This is a genomic window from Devosia epidermidihirudinis, assembly GCF_000971295.1.
GTDB classification, from domain to species: domain Bacteria; phylum Pseudomonadota; class Alphaproteobacteria; order Rhizobiales; family Devosiaceae; genus Devosia; species Devosia epidermidihirudinis.
In genome coordinates, this window is sequence record NZ_LANJ01000011.1 from 774246 (window position 1) to 789258 (window position 15013).

Consider the following 15013-nt stretch of genomic DNA (forward strand, 5'->3'; position numbering starts at 1 on the left):
CCTTCGCAAGGAGATGCAGCAATTAACATGTTACCGCGACGAACAGTCATACTTGTCAATTCGGGCCGCTTTTAGACTTCATCTCGTCAGCAGCGATATTATTTTTTGCCGCGTAGTCAGCGCCATAACTTGCCCTAGCCAACAGATGCGCTGACAAAGGCGTCGTAATTAAGATGAACACGACCCCGATTATTGCCCGTACAGCAACGGCAGGATCGAAAGACAAGACGGCAACTGCTAGCAGAATCAGCCCACCACCGACCGCTCCGGCCTTGGATGCCGCGTGCATGCGGGTCAGCAGATCGGGCAGGCGCAAGACGCCGACAGATGCCAGCAAACAAAATGCAGCACCGACAAGCATTAGGAAGCAACCAGCATAGATGGCGAGATCGACAATCATCGGTCGTTCTTCCCCGCTTTACCCAGATTTTTCGCCAAGATGTAGCGCGCAAACGCAATTGTCGCGAGAAAGCCCAACAGCGCCAGCGCAATTGCAATGTCCAGATACAGCATCAGCCCGGTGCGGATTGCCACCGTTCCAACAAAGCCCATGGCGAGGACCGTCAACAGATCGAGCGCCAAGACGCGGTCGGCCAGAGTTGGTCCGATGACAACACGAACAATTGAAATCAATAGCGACAGACCCAGCATCACCAGGGCGATCATTGTCGTTAGATCAAGCACATCTGCCGCGCTCATGCGTACAACTCCCGCACCTTGGCCTCAAAGCCATTGGCAATGTCGGCGATAGCATCCTCGCGCGTTGTCAGCGCCAAAACGTGCACGTAGAGCGTGCTGCGATCCTCCGAGACATCGATACTGAGCGTGCCCGGTGTCAGCGTGATGAGATTGGCCAAAAGCGTAATCTCGGCATCCGACTTCACCGTCAGCGGAAAGGCGATAATAGCCGGGTTGAGCGCCGCCTTGAGGTTCGGCGACAGCACGATGATCGACACGCGCACGGCGCTGACCATCAGCTCCCACAGGAAGAGCCCCAGCAGCGACAGGGCAGCCCGCAGGCGGCGTAGGTTGATCCGCCCTTGCAGCGACTGCCGCAGCAGTAGCGCGACCACCAGGCCCAGCCCTGCCCCCAGCAGCAGGTTGAGTGGGTTAAAGCTGCCCGTTATGGCAGCCCAGATCAGCGCGAGTGTCAGTACCAGCAGCGCGGCTCTCATGGCGTGCCTCCCGCCAGCCCAACCGCGCTCACGTAGCGCGACGGGTCGATCATATCGAAGGCCCCGGTGCCGATGATTTCCAGCAGCCCGTTAGGCCAGAGGCCGAGCGCCACCACGGCAGCTGTCAGCACGCCAGCCGTGCCATAGCGCAGCCATGCCTCATTGCGGCTCAGCACCACCAGCGGTTGCGGCTCCGCGCCGCTGCCTTCCATGCCATCGCGCCAGAACATATGCGCCCAGAGCCGCGATACGGCGATCAGCGTCAGCACCGCATTGAGGATCAGCGCCACGACCAACGCGATGCCGCCCCAATCACCCTGCTCCAGCCCCGCCTGCAACAGCAACAGTTTGGGCCAGAAGCCCAATAGCGGCGGCACACCCGCCGCTGCCAGCATCAGCACGAAGAACAGGATCGAAAGCGGCGCACTGGCTGCGTAGAGCCCGCCCATGCGGCGGCTATCGGTTTCGCCCGTCATCCGCTCGATCAGCCCCGCCACTAGATACAGCGCCGTCATCGTCAGCATGGCGTGCACGATGTAAAAGCCTGCCCCCGCCACCGCCGTGTGCGAACCGATGGCGATACCCGCCACAACGGCGCCAATGCCGCCGATAACGAGGAAGCCGAGCGCCCGGCGCAGATTGGTTTCCGCAATCGCCCCCAGTGGTGCGGTCAGCAGCGTTGCCACCGCGATCACCACCAGTACTGGCTCAAGCACCTCCCGGCTGGATGGCAGCAGCAGGATCAACACGCGCAGCAGCGCATAGGCACCGACCTTGGTCAGCAACCCGGCCATCAGCGCCGAAATCACCACAGGCGGCGTGTGATAGGACGCTGGCAGCCAGGCGTTGAGCGGAAATGCCGCCGCCTTCATGCCGAAGGCCAGCAGCAACAGCGCGGCAATACCGGTCAGCGCCGCCGGATTGGCGTCCGGCGCCACGCGCAGGATATCGGCCATGTTCAGCGTGCCGAGCAGGCCATAGATCAGCCCGAGCGAGAGCAGGAACAGCGTCGTCGCGAGGAAATTGAGAAAGCCGTACTTCACCGCGCCATCAAGCTGTGCCGGACTTCCGCCCAGGACGATCAGCCCGAACGAAGCGATCAGCATCACCTCGAACCAGACATAGAGATTGAACAGATCGCCGGTGAGGAACGATCCGGTGACGCCTGCCAGCAACAGCAGGACCAGCGCGTGGAAGCCGTCGCGCCCATCATTGCTGGCGCGCTCGCCCTGCGCATAGACCAGCACAGCCAGCGTCACCAGCGCAGCGGTCAACGCAAAGACCACGCCAAAGGCGTCTGCGGCAAAGCTGATGCCGAAGGGCGGCAACCAGTTGCCCATGGTCATGCTCAGCGGCCCGGCAAAGGACACCCGCAGTAGCAGCGCAATCTCGCAGGCGATGATGGTCAGCACCACGCAGATGGCCAGCACGGCCGAGCTCGTGCTGCTCCGCCGCATCACCAAGGCTGCCGCGCCCATCAGCGCCAGCACCAGCGGCAGCACCACAATCCAGTCGGCTATGATCGTCGCCGTTTGCTGCATACCGTCCATCAATAGCTCAGGGGTGGGTTGGGCGCATTGTCCGGCTCAGCCAGGCGCATGGTGTCGGTATTGTCGGCGTCGAGCGTCTGATAGGCGCGATAGGCCAGCACCAGCAGGAAGCTGAACATGGCAAAGCCGATGACGATAGCCGTCAGAATCAGCGCCTGTGGCAGCGGATTGGCGATCGGCCCAGCAGGCACACTCAGCCCATCGGGTACAATCGGCGCGATTTCGCGGGTTAGCCGTCCGGCGGTGAAGATCAGCAGGTTCACGCCATTGCCCAGCACCACCATGCCCAGCAGCATGCGGATCACCGAGCGCGACAGAAGCAGGTAGATCCCCAATGCCACAAACAGCCCGACCAGAATTGCCAGCACGTGTTCCATCAGGGTTCCTCCCCCTCATCGCCTTGCAGCGCCAGCGCCACGGCCGAAATGGTGCCAAAAACGACGAAATAGACCCCGATATCGAAGATCATCGGTGTGGACAGCGGCACCACGGTGTCGCCGAGATTGAGATAGAGCCAGATGCTGGTGAGGAAGGGCGACCCAGTTCCCAGCGACAACAGACCCGAGCCCGCCGCGATGAACACGCCAAATCCGGCAAAGGCCGTCGGCTCAAACCGCAGCGCCTCGCGCACCGCCGGCACGCCCACCGCCATGGCATAGACCGCAATGGCCGAGGCCGCGATCAGCCCGCCGATAAAGCCGCCGCCCGGTTCATTGTGGCCGCGCAGGCATACATAGACCGAGAACACCAGCATGATGCCGACAATGACCGGCGCGAGCGTGCGGAAGATCAGCGTGTTCATGCCGTGGCTCCCTTCGCCTTGCGGGTGCGGGGCTTGGGTGGCGCGGCTGGCTTTTTGCGGCTGCGCAGCAGCGCCATGATGGCGATCCCAGCGGCCATCACCACCGAAATTTCGCCCAGCGTATCAAAGCCGCGATAGTCGACGAGGATGACGTTGACGATATTGGCGCCGTGGGCAATCGGCACGCTGGTGGCGGTGAAGAAATCGCTGAGGCGTGTATCGAGCGGCCCGGCCAGAACCACCATGAGCAACAGGCTCACCCCTGCCCCGCAGACAACAGCCAAAGTGCCGTCGCGCAGCAGGTCTTCGAGGTGACGCGGATCCCGCTCGTCGAGCTTCAGCTTGGTCATCACCAGCGTCAGAATCACGACCGAAAGGATTTCCACCATGAACTGGGTGAACGCCAGGTCGGGTGCGCCGAACAGCAGGAAGATCAGCGCCACCGCCGCACCCTGCACGCCCAACGACAGGATCGCCACCAAGCGGCTCGGCGCCATCAACACCGCGCCCAACCCGATCACCGCCAAGGCGATCACGCCCCATTCGTAGGGCCTCAGATCAGGCCAGGCCAGCACCGCGCTCCAGTTGCCCAGCTCAGCCGTCGGCAACAGACGCTCCAGCCCGCCCATGCCCAAAAGCGGCACGAACAGCGCCAGCGCCAGCGTCACAAACACCAGCACCAGATAAAGCTCCAGCCGACCATGATGCAGCCAGCGCGTCACCGCCCCGGCAAAGCGGATCAGGCCGAACATCACTGCGTCAAACACCGTGTCCGCCGTCCAGCCCAGCGCGGACGATGCGCGGCGCAGTCCCGAACGGATGGCCCCGGCCCAGTAATACACCGCGCCACTCAGGATCCAGGTCGCCACCGACAGCCAGATCACCGGGCTTGTCAGATCGATGGCCCAGCCCAGATGGCTTTCGACATAGTCGCCGCGTATCGAAGAGGCTGCGGGCGACAGAATGTAATCGGCCAGCCCGATGATAAAGATGGAGCCGATGACACCGGCAATCGCCAGCAGGATCGGCCCGGCCAGCATGGCGGGCGGCGCTTCATGGGCGTGGCGCGGCGTTTCGGTCATCGCGCCGAGGAAGGGCTTGATCACCACCAGCAGCGCCACCCCGCCCAGTAGCGCATTGCCCGCCACCAGAACCAGCAGCGTCAAAATGCCCTGCCACTCGGTATTGGCCAGCGCGAGATACATCTCTTCCTTGGCAAAGAACCCGATGGTCGGCGGCAGGCCAACCATGGCCAGCCCCGCCAGAACCGCCGCAAAGAACGTCAGTGGCATGACATTCGCGAGCCCGCCGAGCGCCGTGATTTCGCGCGTCCCGGTGCCGTGATCCACCGCGCCGACAATCATGAACATGGCCGCCTTGTAGAGCGCATGGGCAACGAAATAGGCGACCATGGCCAGAATGGCCGTCTCGGTCCCCAGCCCGATCAGCAGCACCAGAAGCCCCAGCGAGGCAATCGTGGTCTGCGCCAGCATCTGTTTGAGATCGCTCTGGCGCATCGCCCCCAGCGCACCCCAGATCAGCGTCACGCCACCGAACCCGACCAGCAGCGTGGTCCAGATTTCTGTGCCGCCCAAAAACGGCGTCGTGCGCGCCAGCAGATAGACGCCCGCCTGCACCATCGTGGCGGAGTGCAGAAATGCCGAAACCGGCGTTGGCGCTTCCATGGCGTTGGGCAGCCAGAAGTGGAACGGAAACTGCGCCGATTTGGTGAAGGCGGCGAGAAGGATACAGGCGAGAACAATGCCATAAAGCCCGCTGTCGCGCACCACACCACCGATGGCGCTCATCTCCCAGGTGCCAGCAATCATCTGCAACAGCAGCACGCCCGCCAGCAGGCCCATGCCGCCGATATTGGTCACCACCAGCGCCTGAATAGCCCCGCGTCGCGCCGCCTGCCGGCTGTGGTCAAAGCCGATCAGCAGGAACGAGGTGACCGACGTCAGCTCCCAGAACATGAACAGCGCCAGCATGTTGTCGGCGAGCACAAGGCCCAGCATGGCGCCCATAAAGGCCATCAGAAACGCCAGGAACCGCCCCTGATGCGGATGCCCCTTGAGATAGGAGGCCGCGTAAAGCACCACCAGCGCGCCAATGCCCGCAATGGTCAGCGCAAAGGTCAGGCTCAGCCCGTCGAGATAGAACGACAGCCTGAGATTATAGACCGGCACCCAATCGATAGCGCCCTGCACCAGCGTGCCGGTCGCAATGGGATGCAGATAGCTTGAGAGGTAAGCGAAGATCCCCGCAGGCACCAAGGCCAGCACCCAGCCGGCATACGACCCGATGAGGCGCTGCAACAGCGGCGTGAACAGCGCGGCGATAAACGGCGCAAGGGCAACGAGAATGAGAAGCGGGTCCAGTGTCTGCGTCAAATCCCCTGCCATCCGCTAGCGCGGATACCCCTGCTTGAGAAATTCCGCGCGCATCAGCGGCTTGATCACCAGCACCATGTAGCCAATGGCAACAACCCCGACGAGGCCACCAATGATCGCGCCGCCGGCGAGGCCGCGTGTGCTGACAAAGCTGGCAATCAGGAAAGCTGCGAGGCCCAGAACCAGCAACAGCCCAAGTAATATGATGGGGCGGCGGGCCACTTTGCGCTGTGTTGTCAAAATCAGCGTCTTGGCTTCATCGTCCGAAAGCGCATCGAGCTCTGGGAAGTTGCGCATTGGGTCCCAAGACCGCATGACGTTCTCCGTAAACAGACACGAAACAGACTCGCCGCTACTTTCTGGCATGGGCTCCCCAGGTAAGCCACCCAAACAGGTAGCAATCCCCAACCTATCTGCCTACATCTGCCACACGCTGCATTGCGCAGTTCCCGCAAGCCATCGACCGGATGTCTCCATGACCAAATCCTCCGCTCCCATCGCTGCCCAGAAGTCTCACGCGGCCACCTTCCACGGCGTTACGCGTGACGACCCATACAATTGGCTGCGCGCCGACAACTGGCAGGAGGTGATGCAGAAGCCCGAGACGCTCGATCCCGAAATCCGCGCCTATCTCGACGCCGAGAACAGCTATTTCGAGGAGCAGTTCGGCAAGCCGACCGAGGCGCTGCAGGACACGATCTACAAGGAAATTCGCGGCCGCATCAAAGAGGACGATAGCGGCATCGCTTCGCCCGACGGCCCCTTCGCCTATAATTCGCGCATGCTCGAGGGCAAGCAGTACCCACTGATCGTGCGCACCCCGCGTGAGGGTGGCGAAGAAACCGTTCTGCTCGATTGCAACGTGGAAGCCGGCGAAGGCTATTTCGGCTTTGCTGGCGCCGAGCATGATCGCTCGCACCGCTATCTCGCCTGGGCCGCCGACCGCGCGGGCTCGGAATATTATGACATCGTCATCCGCGATCTCGATACCGGCGTCGACAGCGCCGAGGTCATCACCGAGACCGCCGGATCCTATGTCTGGAGCAATGATTCCAAGTCGATCTACTACACCGAGTATGACGACAATCACCGCCCCTATCGCATCAAGCTGCACACCATCGGGACTGACCAGGCGAACGATCCGATCATCTTCGAAGAAAAAGACCCCGGCTTTTTCGTCGGCGTTGGCCGCACCCTGTCCGACAAGTTCATCGTCATCGACGCGCATGATCACCAGACATCGGAATGCTGGCTGATCGACGCTGAGAAAGGCGGCGAGGCACGCCTTGTCGCGCCACGCCTCACAGATCGTGAATACGACATCGATGAGCGCGATGGCCTGCTCTATATCCGCACCAATGCGGATGGCGCCGAAGACTTCAAGATCGTCACCGCGCCCGTCGACAATCCCGGCGCCGACAACTGGACCGATCTCATCGCCCACCAGCAGGGCGTGCTGATCCTCGACAGCACGGTCATCAAAAACCACCTGCTGCGCCTTGAGCGCTATGAAGGCCTGCCGCGCATTGTCGTGCGCGACCTGCGCACCAATAAGGAAGAGACCGTCAAATTCGACGAGGAGGCCTATTCGCTGGGTATGTCGGTCGGCTACGAGTTCGATACGTCGGTGTTCCGCCTCACTTATGCCTCGCCCACCACGCCGTCGCGCACCTATGACATGGACCTCGAGACCGGCACCCGCACCCTGCTCAAGGAGCAGGAAGTGCCCTCCGGTCACAATCCAGCGGACTACGAGACCCGCCGCCTCTTCGCCAAGGCGTCCGATGGCGAGCTGGTCCCCGTCACCGTGCTCTATCGCAAGGGCACCAAGCTCGATGGCTCGGCCCCGGCCCTGCTCTACGGCTACGGCGCTTATGGCATGTCCATGCCGTCCAACTTCTCCATCTCGGCGCTCTCGCTGGTCGATCGTGGCTTCGTCCACGCCACCGCTCACATTCGCGGCGGCATGGAAAAGGGCTATCGCTGGTACGTACATGGTCGCCGCGAAAACAAGACCAACACCTTCACCGATTTCATCGCTGCCGCTGAGATGCTGATTGCCGAGGGCTATACGTCCAAGGGCCGCATCGTGGCGCAGGGCGGTTCGGCCGGTGGCATGCTCATGGGCGCCATCGCCAATCTGCGCCCCGATCTCTGGGGTGGCATTCTCGCGCAGGTGCCGTTTGTCGACGTGCTCAACACCATGCTCGACGAAACCCTGCCACTGACCCCGCCAGAATGGCCCGAATGGGGCAATCCGCTGGCTTCGGCTGAGGACTATGCCCGCATCGCTGCCTACGCCCCCTATGAGCAGGTTGCCGCCAAGGACTATCCGCCGATCTTCGCGTTGGCTGGTTTGACCGATCCGCGCGTGACCTATTGGGAGCCCGCCAAGTGGGTCGCCAAGCTGCGCGCCACCAAGACGGGCGACACCCCGATCTACCTCAAGACCAATATGGGCGCCGGCCACGGCGGCGCATCGGGCCGCTTCGACCGCCTCAAAGAAACCGCCCAGTGCTACGCCTTTGCGTTGCAGGTCGTGGGAGCGGACCAGGCCTAGTCGCACATGCCCCTTCTTCAGGGGAGAGGAAAGGCCCCTCCCCAAGCACGTGTCATCCCGGCCTTGAGCCGGGATCCATCCTGAGATGAGCATTTGAGCCACTTTGCGGCTGCGGCACTATCTCGAGATGGACCCCGGCTCAAGGCCGGGGTGACCCGGTGGAAGGACAAATCCACCTTGCTCACCGGACGAACGATCATTACATTACCCCGATGACCAACAATTCGTCCGCCGCACATCTCCAGCTGGAAGCCGGGCAGGATGCCCTGAGCGAGGTCCTGCAGGACTTCCGGCTCAGCGGCGTCAACTATGGTCGGCTTGAATTGCGCCATCCGTGGAGCCTGGCCTTCCCGGAGCAGCCACAACTGCGCTTTCACTTCGTCAGCCGTGGGCCATGCTGGGTCCATACCAAGACCAAAGGCTGGGAAGAGCTGAGCGACGGCGACCTCGTATTGTTGCCGCAGGGCGCCGAACACCGCCTCGCCAGCACACCGGACAAGACTGACGATTCAATGTCCAAATGCCAGATCACCAAGCTCGGCGGCAACGTGTGTAAGGTCGTCAAAGACGGGGACGGCAGCGCGTCCATTCTGTTCTCGGGCTCGATGGAGCTTGGTGCCTATGCCCTGCACCCTCTGATCAGCCTGATGCCCACCATCATTAGGGGCAATGACGTCGCCACCCACGATCCAATGGTCAATCCATTGATCGCCGCCATGACCGTGGAGGCCTGTGAGCCCCGCATGGGCAGCGCCACCATTCTGTCGCGCATGGCAGATCTGCTCACAGCCCGCTTGATCCGCTGCTGGGTCAAGGGCCATGAAGATGACACCACCGGTTGGCTCGCCGCCATTCGCGATCCTCATGTCGGGCGCGCGCTCGTCGCCATGCATCGCGAGCCCGGCAGGAACTGGACGATCGAAAGCCTCGCGGCGCTGGCCGGTCAGTCCCGCTCGGTGTTCGCCGAGCGCTTCAGCGCCATTCTGGGCGAAGGCGCCGCGCGCTATCTTGCCCGCCTGCGCATGCAGTTGGCGCAGGAATGGCTGGCGCAAAACAGCATGGCCACCGCCGAAGTCGCCTCCCGCCTCGGTTATGAGTCCGAGGCCAGCTTCGCCCGCGCCTTCAAACGCATCACCAATGCCTCGCCCGGCGCGGTGCGGCGCAGCGCTTCCGGACGAATTGATATGGAACTCGGATTTTAAGACACATATCGTCTCAACCGGTGCGCCTATGAAGCTCCTCCAGAATTTGGAGTTAGCTTCGTGACAGACACCACCCTCCCCCTCGATGGCATCGCCGTCGACCATGACGCGACCTCGGCGACAACGTCATGGGGCGCAAAAACCTGGCTGGCCATGCTCGCCATGCTTGCCACCAGTTTCGCCCTCGTCTCTGCCGAGTTCCTTCCGGCGGGCCTGCTCACCCCGATGGCGGCCGACCTCGGCATCAGCGAAGGCACGGCCGGTCAGGTGGTCACCGCCACCGCTTTGGTCGGCGCGATCACGGCGCTGCTCAGCAACGTGTTGATCGGCACGATCAACCGCAAAGCCGTGCTGCTGGGTCTTAGCGCACTGGCCGTCGTGTCCAATCTGCTGTCGGCCTACGCCACTGACTTCTGGCTGCTGCTGGTTGGTCGGGCTGGCCTCGGCATCGCGCTCAGCGCGTTCTGGGCGCTGTCCATGGCTGTCGTGGTTCGCCTCGTCGGCACTAAATCCATGGGCCGCGGCGTCGCCATGGTCAGCCTCGGCGTGTCCCTCGCCACCATTGCCGCGCCGTCCATGGGCGCCTTGATCAGCGATTGGATCGGCTGGCGCCACGCCACCGCCATCACCGCTGGCCTTGCCGGCTTTGCCCTCCTGCTCCAGCTGATCAGCCTGCCAAGCCTGCCGGCCTCTGCCAGCAATAGCCTGGGCGATGTGCTTGGCCTGACGCGCCGTCGCGGCGTTCAGCTCGGCATGCTCGCCATTCTCATGCTGATGGCTGGCCACATGACCGGCTCAGTCTATGTGCGTCCGTTTCTCGAGCAGGTTACGTCGCTGTCGACCGGCATGATCGCGCTGGTACTCGGTGGCTTCGGCATCGCCGCCGTGGTGGGCACCGTGCTTGCCGGCCGCCTTGCCGATATTGATGCCCGCAAGACGTTGGCCCTCACAGCCACCATCATGGCGCTGTCGGCGCTGGCCCTTGTGCTATGGGGTGCAAGCATTGCAGCAGCCTTCGTGTTTGTCGCGTCGTGGGGCCTTGCCTTTGGCATGGCGCCGGTTTCGCTGCAGGCCAATTTGTCGCGCTCGGCGCCCGATGCGCTTGAGGGTGCGGGGAGCCTAATGGTGGTGTCCTTCCAGGTCGCCATTACCCTTGGCGCGGTGATCGGTGGTTATGTGGTGGATACCTTCTCGGCCACCGCAAATATGAGCCTGACGGCCATTTTGGCGGCCCTGACGCTGCTGCTGGCCCTGTCCCAGCGCAAGGCCTGATCCCTAGCGATGCGGTGGTGCCAAACCTTTTCGTTGAGCACCACCGCTTTGGAAGGAACGTTCAAGCCCAACTGATTGTTGTATCGTCATAATCGGCCTATAGCTTGGGTCGGATTTTTTCCTCAGCGATAAACAAAAGACGGAGGCTACTCATGTCCACCAAGTTCACTCTGCCACCCCTGCCATATGCCTATGACGCACTTGGCCCCTACATGTCGGCAGAAACACTTGAGTTCCACCACGACAAGCACCACCAGGCTTACGTCACCAATGGTGAAAAGCTGCTGGAAGGTTCGGGCCTGGAAATCCTGGCGCTCGAAGACATCGTCAAGGAGTCCTATGGCAAGAATGCCGGCCTCTTCAACAATGCCGGCCAGCACTACAACCACGTGCACTTCTGGAACTGGATGAAGCCAAATGGCGGCGGCAACAAGCTGCCCGGCGCTCTGGCCAAGAAGATCGACGAAGACCTCGGCGGCTTCGACAAGTTCCGCGCTGATTTCATCGCTGCGGGCACCACGCAGTTCGGTTCGGGCTGGGCATGGCTGTCGCTCAAGGACGGCAAGCTGGAAGTCTCCAAGACTGCCAATGGTGAGTCGCCACTGATCCACAACGCGCATCCACTGCTCGGCGTCGACGTCTGGGAACACTCCTATTACATCGACTACCGCAATGCCCGTCCGAAGTACCTCGAAGCCTGGTTCGACAACCTGGTGAACTGGGAACACGTCGAACTGCTGTTCGAAGAAGCCAAGTAAGCTTCGCACCAAACGATAAAACAGAGCCCGTCAACGCCCCGCGCGTTGGCGGGCTTTGTGTTTTTGGCGGCACCACCACCGCTCGTCACCCTCGGGCTTGAGACCCGACGGCTCTTCACTTCCCCGCCTGTCCCAAAACCCTCGGGTCAGGCCCGAGGGTGACGGCTGAAGCATAGCGCGCCCCCGCATTTTCCCCAGCCCGTTGGCCCTTGCTCCCTGCGCCCCCTTCTACGCCACACCACCCTATGGTAACAATTTGTTCACTATTCGGGGAGCGTGCGTGTCAGAGCCTGCCAAGGTCGTTGCGATTATCGCGGCAAATCCTGCGCTGTCGTCTTTGTTGACGATGGTGGTGGCTGGCGATTCACACCTCAAAGTCCGCCAGTTCGAGAGCGAACTCGAGCTCATCGCCTATATGCGGCTTGCCCCTGTTCACATGCTGGTATGCGACTTCGACCGTGAAGGTCGCCCTGCCTATGAGATGGTGGAAGGCATTCGCCTCAACAACCATCTGATTAGCCAGGACGTCCCGGTCATCGCACTCACCCGCACGATCACGCCACCAATGCGCCATCAGGCGATCAGCGCCGGCATCGACGAGGTCATCGTCAAGCCGATGTCGCCCCGCCACCTGCTGCAGCGCATTCAAACCCGGCTCAAGACGCGCAGCGTCGTCGGCGCCCTGGGTGGCTATCGCGGCCCGGACCGCCGCGACCGCATTACCATGCCCAAGCCAAGCCCAACCCCGGCCCGCCGCAACACCGACAACGTCATCCCGCTCTTCCCCAAAGCCCCCAAGCCCCAGCATCCGGGCCTCGAGCACTAGGCACGGGCAGGTGTTTGCCAGAAGTACCCCCTCCTAGCCTCCCCCTGATAGGGGGAGGAACGAGCTTGTGCTCGCGTTACGATCGCGCCCAAAACCCGAAGCCCTCCTCCCCCTTTTCAGGGGGAGGCCGGGTGGGGGTATCCTCCCTCAAAGAAGCCCCCAAAAAACCACGCCACCCACCGCCGCTTCCCACGGACTTGATCCGTGGGTCTCTCGCAGCACGGCACAAATAAAAGACCCGCGGATCGAGTCCGCGGGCCGCATCATGGATGGAAAGCAGACGAGGCGCGAAAACCTACCGCGCTTCGGACACCAACCGGGTCACCCGGTTCCACAGGTCATCGATCGACTCGGCGAACTGCACCACGTGCTCATAGCCGCGCAGGCCCGGTGCTAAAACGTCCGCCGCATAGCCGCGAATGACTTCATAGGCCCGGTGACGATTGAGCATAACCACAGGCACCGTGCGGCCAGCGGCGCGCCCCGATGCCCAGGTGTTGAACAATGCGGTAACGGACGCCAGCGACCCCGGCAGCGCCACATAGCCCTCGGCCAGCTCGGCCACGCGGGCCTGCCGTTCGGCCGCCGTGCCAAACACCTCGAATGGCACACCGGCCAACGCGGGCGGCAGCACCAGCGGGCTATCGGCGACGATCAGCACATTGCCGCCCGACGCCCGCGCAGCCGTGATCAGCGGCACCGGAACCACGCCCTTTTCGGCGATGCAGATGATGCGCGCGCCCCGCTTGGCGAAGTGCGTGCCGACCTGGCTCATGATCGAGGCGCGTTCAGCGTCACCCGGACCTTTGTCCGAGGCGAAGATGGCCAGCGTTGGCGCGGGAGAAAGTGTATCCATTATCGTCATTTACCCCGCTTCAGGCTGCCAAGAATGCCGCGCACCAGCGCGTTGCCCAGCCGGTTGGCCACCGTGCGGGCCAGTGAATTCATTGCCGCTTCCGCCGGCGTCTGGCGTGTGGACGCGCGCGGCGTGCTGGGTGCGCGCGCCGTTGTCGCCGTACGCGAAGCAGGCGCGCTGCGGTCGAGTTTGGCGCGTTCGGCGTCGATGCGTTGCTGCTCGGCGGCGTCCTGCTGTGCCTTGGCCTTGCGCGCCAGCACTTCAAAGGCCGAGTCGCGGTCGATCATGGTGTCGTAAAGCCCGGCCACAGGCGAATTGGCCATGATGGCCCGGCGCTCTTCAGGCAGCAGCGGCCCCACCTGCGCAGAGGGTGGACGGATGAGCGTGCGACCAACCATGGACGGAATGCCCTTGGCTTCCAAAACCGAGACCAGCGCCTCGCCGATCCCCAATTGGGTGATCACTTCGGCGGTTGAGAAATCTGGGTTGGGGCGGAACGTGTCGGCGGCGACCTTCACTGCTTTCTGCTCGCGCGGCGTATAGGCGCGCAGCGCGTGCTGCACGCGGTTAGACAGCTGTGCCAGCACGGATTCTGGAATATCAACCGGGTTTTGCGTCACGAAGTACACGCCGACGCCCTTGGAGCGCACCAGCTTGACCACCTGCTCCACCTTGTCGACCAGCACTTTGGGTGCGCCGTCAAACAGCAGGTGCGCTTCGTCAAAGAAGAACACCAGCTTGGGCTTGTCCGGATCGCCCACTTCGGGCAGCGCCTCGAACAGCTCGGAGAGCATCCACAAAAGGAATGTCGCATAGAGCCGTGGCGCGCGCATCAGCTCGTCGGCGGCCAAAATCGAGATAAAGCCGCGACCGTCGCGGTCGGTCCGCATCAGATCAGCGATTTCCAGCGCGCGTTCGCCAAAGAAGTTCTCGGCGCCCTGCTGTTCCAGCACTAGCAAAGCGCGCTGCACAGCGCCGATCGAAGCGGTGGTCACATTGCCGTAGCGAACGGAAATGTCCTTGGCCCGCTGCTGAATATCGATCAGCAGTGCCCGCAGGTCCTTCATGTCGAGCAGCAACAGGCCTTCGTCATCGGCGACCTTGAAGGCGATGTTGAGCACGCCTTCCTGGGTGTCGTTGAGCTCCAGCATGCGGCTCAGCAGCAGCGCGCCCATTTCCGAAATCGTTGCGCGAATGGGGTGACCCTGACGGCCAAACAGGTCCCAGAAGATCACCGGGAACACGTCGTCCTTGTAATCGTCGAAGCCGATTTCCTTGGCCCGCTCGGTTTGCCAGCCCTGCGCTTTGCCCATCTTGGCGACGCCTGAAAGGTCGCCCTTGATGTCAGCGGCAAACACCGGAACGCCCGCAGCCGAAAAGCCCTCGGCCAGCACCTGCAGCGTCACCGTCTTGCCGGTGCCCGTCGCGCCCGTCACCAGACCGTGGCGATTACCGTATTTCAGCGCCAGATATTCGGGATGCGTGCTGTTTCCGAGGTAGATCTTGTCGTCAGCGAGCATTGGGACACCCATCATTCGTGTTGCGTTCTTATAGACGTCCGCGATGCTGCGGGACAATGCGTAACTCTGTTTTCCATTGTTGATGGCGAGCATGCCGCA

The 15013-nt window shown here is 62.5% G+C and carries 15 protein-coding genes; 5 read left to right on the plus strand and 10 right to left on the minus strand.

Annotated features, from left to right (window positions below; all coding sequences use genetic code 11):
- Positions 1-55: 55 nt before the first annotated feature.
- The 8 genes from mnhG to WH87_RS06940 are packed head-to-tail and all read right to left on the minus strand — an operon-like array spanning position 56 to position 6235.
- Positions 56-400, minus strand: a complete 345-nt coding sequence (gene mnhG / locus WH87_RS06905) for a monovalent cation/H(+) antiporter subunit G (protein ID WP_046137916.1) — start codon at positions 398-400, stop codon at positions 56-58.
- Positions 397-699 (minus strand): cation:proton antiporter, encoded by a 303-nt coding sequence (locus WH87_RS06910; RefSeq protein ID WP_046137917.1) that lies wholly within the window; start codon positions 697-699, stop codon positions 397-399. Before WH87_RS06910 ends, mnhG begins: the two co-directional genes overlap by 4 nt.
- Positions 696-1175, minus strand: coding sequence for a Na+/H+ antiporter subunit E (locus WH87_RS06915; RefSeq protein ID WP_046137918.1), 480 nt, complete (start codon positions 1173-1175; stop codon positions 696-698). Before WH87_RS06915 ends, WH87_RS06910 begins: the two co-directional genes overlap by 4 nt.
- Complete coding sequence (locus tag WH87_RS06920; protein WP_046137919.1) at positions 1172-2725, minus strand: proton-conducting transporter transmembrane domain-containing protein; 1554 nt, start codon at positions 2723-2725, stop codon at positions 1172-1174. Before WH87_RS06920 ends, WH87_RS06915 begins: the two co-directional genes overlap by 4 nt.
- The gene (locus WH87_RS06925) at positions 2725-3102 is read right to left on the minus strand and encodes a Na+/H+ antiporter subunit C (RefSeq protein WP_046137920.1); all 378 of its coding nucleotides are present in this window, start codon (positions 3100-3102) and stop codon (positions 2725-2727) included. The genes WH87_RS06920 and WH87_RS06925 overlap by 1 nt, the downstream gene beginning before the upstream one ends.
- Complete coding sequence (locus WH87_RS06930; RefSeq protein WP_046137921.1) at positions 3102-3527, minus strand: MnhB domain-containing protein; 426 nt, start codon at positions 3525-3527, stop codon at positions 3102-3104. Before WH87_RS06930 ends, WH87_RS06925 begins: the two co-directional genes overlap by 1 nt.
- Complete coding sequence (gene mbhE / locus WH87_RS06935) at positions 3524-5920, minus strand: hydrogen gas-evolving membrane-bound hydrogenase subunit E (protein ID WP_245622310.1); 2397 nt, start codon at positions 5918-5920, stop codon at positions 3524-3526. Before mbhE ends, WH87_RS06930 begins: the two co-directional genes overlap by 4 nt.
- Positions 5921-5935: 15 nt before the next feature.
- Complete coding sequence (locus WH87_RS06940; protein ID WP_156458134.1) at positions 5936-6235, minus strand: hypothetical protein; 300 nt, start codon at positions 6233-6235, stop codon at positions 5936-5938.
- A 160-nt stretch (positions 6236-6395) separates the two neighbouring features.
- Here WH87_RS06940 and WH87_RS06945 point away from each other — a divergent pair, with 160 nt between their 5' ends.
- From WH87_RS06945 to WH87_RS18925, 5 genes are all read left to right on the plus strand, one after another.
- A complete protein-coding gene (locus WH87_RS06945) occupies positions 6396-8480 on the plus strand; it encodes a S9 family peptidase (protein ID WP_046137924.1) in 2085 nt (694 codons plus the stop codon).
- A gap of 212 nt (positions 8481-8692) precedes the next feature.
- A complete protein-coding gene (locus WH87_RS06950) occupies positions 8693-9682 on the plus strand; it encodes an AraC family transcriptional regulator (RefSeq protein ID WP_046137925.1) in 990 nt (329 codons plus the stop codon).
- Positions 9683-9742: 60 nt separating this feature from the next.
- On the plus strand, positions 9743-10954 hold the full coding sequence (locus tag WH87_RS06955) for an MFS transporter (RefSeq protein WP_046137926.1): 1212 nt from the start codon (positions 9743-9745) through the stop codon (positions 10952-10954).
- Between the two features lie 152 nt (positions 10955-11106).
- The gene (locus tag WH87_RS06960) at positions 11107-11712 is read left to right on the plus strand and encodes a superoxide dismutase (protein ID WP_046137927.1); all 606 of its coding nucleotides are present in this window, start codon (positions 11107-11109) and stop codon (positions 11710-11712) included.
- Between the two features lie 280 nt (positions 11713-11992).
- Positions 11993-12538, plus strand: coding sequence for a response regulator (locus WH87_RS18925; RefSeq protein ID WP_052726248.1), 546 nt, complete (start codon positions 11993-11995; stop codon positions 12536-12538).
- Between the two features lie 295 nt (positions 12539-12833).
- Here the strand turns inward: WH87_RS18925 and WH87_RS18930 are convergent, their stop codons facing one another.
- Both WH87_RS18930 and WH87_RS06975 read right to left on the minus strand, forming a co-directional pair.
- The gene (locus WH87_RS18930; protein WP_052726249.1) at positions 12834-13394 is read right to left on the minus strand and encodes a hypothetical protein; all 561 of its coding nucleotides are present in this window, start codon (positions 13392-13394) and stop codon (positions 12834-12836) included.
- 5 nt (positions 13395-13399) lie between these two features.
- Positions 13400-14914, minus strand: a complete 1515-nt coding sequence (locus WH87_RS06975) for a helicase HerA-like C-terminal domain-containing protein (RefSeq protein WP_046137928.1) — start codon at positions 14912-14914, stop codon at positions 13400-13402.
- Positions 14915-15013: the final 99 nt, after the last annotated feature.

Bases quoted from the DNA above. Each gene is read 5' to 3' on its own strand.
- WH87_RS06910 (WP_046137917.1), bottom strand. From the start codon at position 699: ATGAGCGCGGCAGATGTGCTTGATCTAACGACAATGATCGCCCTGGTG.
- mnhG (WP_046137916.1), bottom strand. From the start codon at position 400: ATGATTGTCGATCTCGCCATCTATGCTGGTTGCTTCCTAATGCTTGTC.
- WH87_RS06930 (WP_046137921.1), bottom strand. From the start codon at position 3,527: ATGAACACGCTGATCTTCCGCACGCTCGCGCCGGTCATTGTCGGCATC.
- WH87_RS06960 (WP_046137927.1), top strand. From the start codon at position 11,107: ATGTCCACCAAGTTCACTCTGCCACCCCTGCCATATGCCTATGACGCA.
- WH87_RS06945 (WP_046137924.1), top strand. From the start codon at position 6,396: ATGACCAAATCCTCCGCTCCCATCGCTGCCCAGAAGTCTCACGCGGCC.
- WH87_RS06940 (WP_156458134.1), bottom strand. From the start codon at position 6,235: ATGCGGTCTTGGGACCCAATGCGCAACTTCCCAGAGCTCGATGCGCTT.
- WH87_RS18930 (WP_052726249.1), bottom strand. From the start codon at position 13,394: ATGGATACACTTTCTCCCGCGCCAACGCTGGCCATCTTCGCCTCGGAC.
- WH87_RS06915 (WP_046137918.1), bottom strand. From the start codon at position 1,175: ATGAGAGCCGCGCTGCTGGTACTGACACTCGCGCTGATCTGGGCTGCC.
- WH87_RS06920 (WP_046137919.1), bottom strand. From the start codon at position 2,725: ATGGACGGTATGCAGCAAACGGCGACGATCATAGCCGACTGGATTGTG.
- WH87_RS06925 (WP_046137920.1), bottom strand. From the start codon at position 3,102: ATGGAACACGTGCTGGCAATTCTGGTCGGGCTGTTTGTGGCATTGGGG.
- WH87_RS06950 (WP_046137925.1), top strand. From the start codon at position 8,693: ATGACCAACAATTCGTCCGCCGCACATCTCCAGCTGGAAGCCGGGCAG.
- WH87_RS06975 (WP_046137928.1), bottom strand. From the start codon at position 14,914: ATGCTCGCTGACGACAAGATCTACCTCGGAAACAGCACGCATCCCGAA.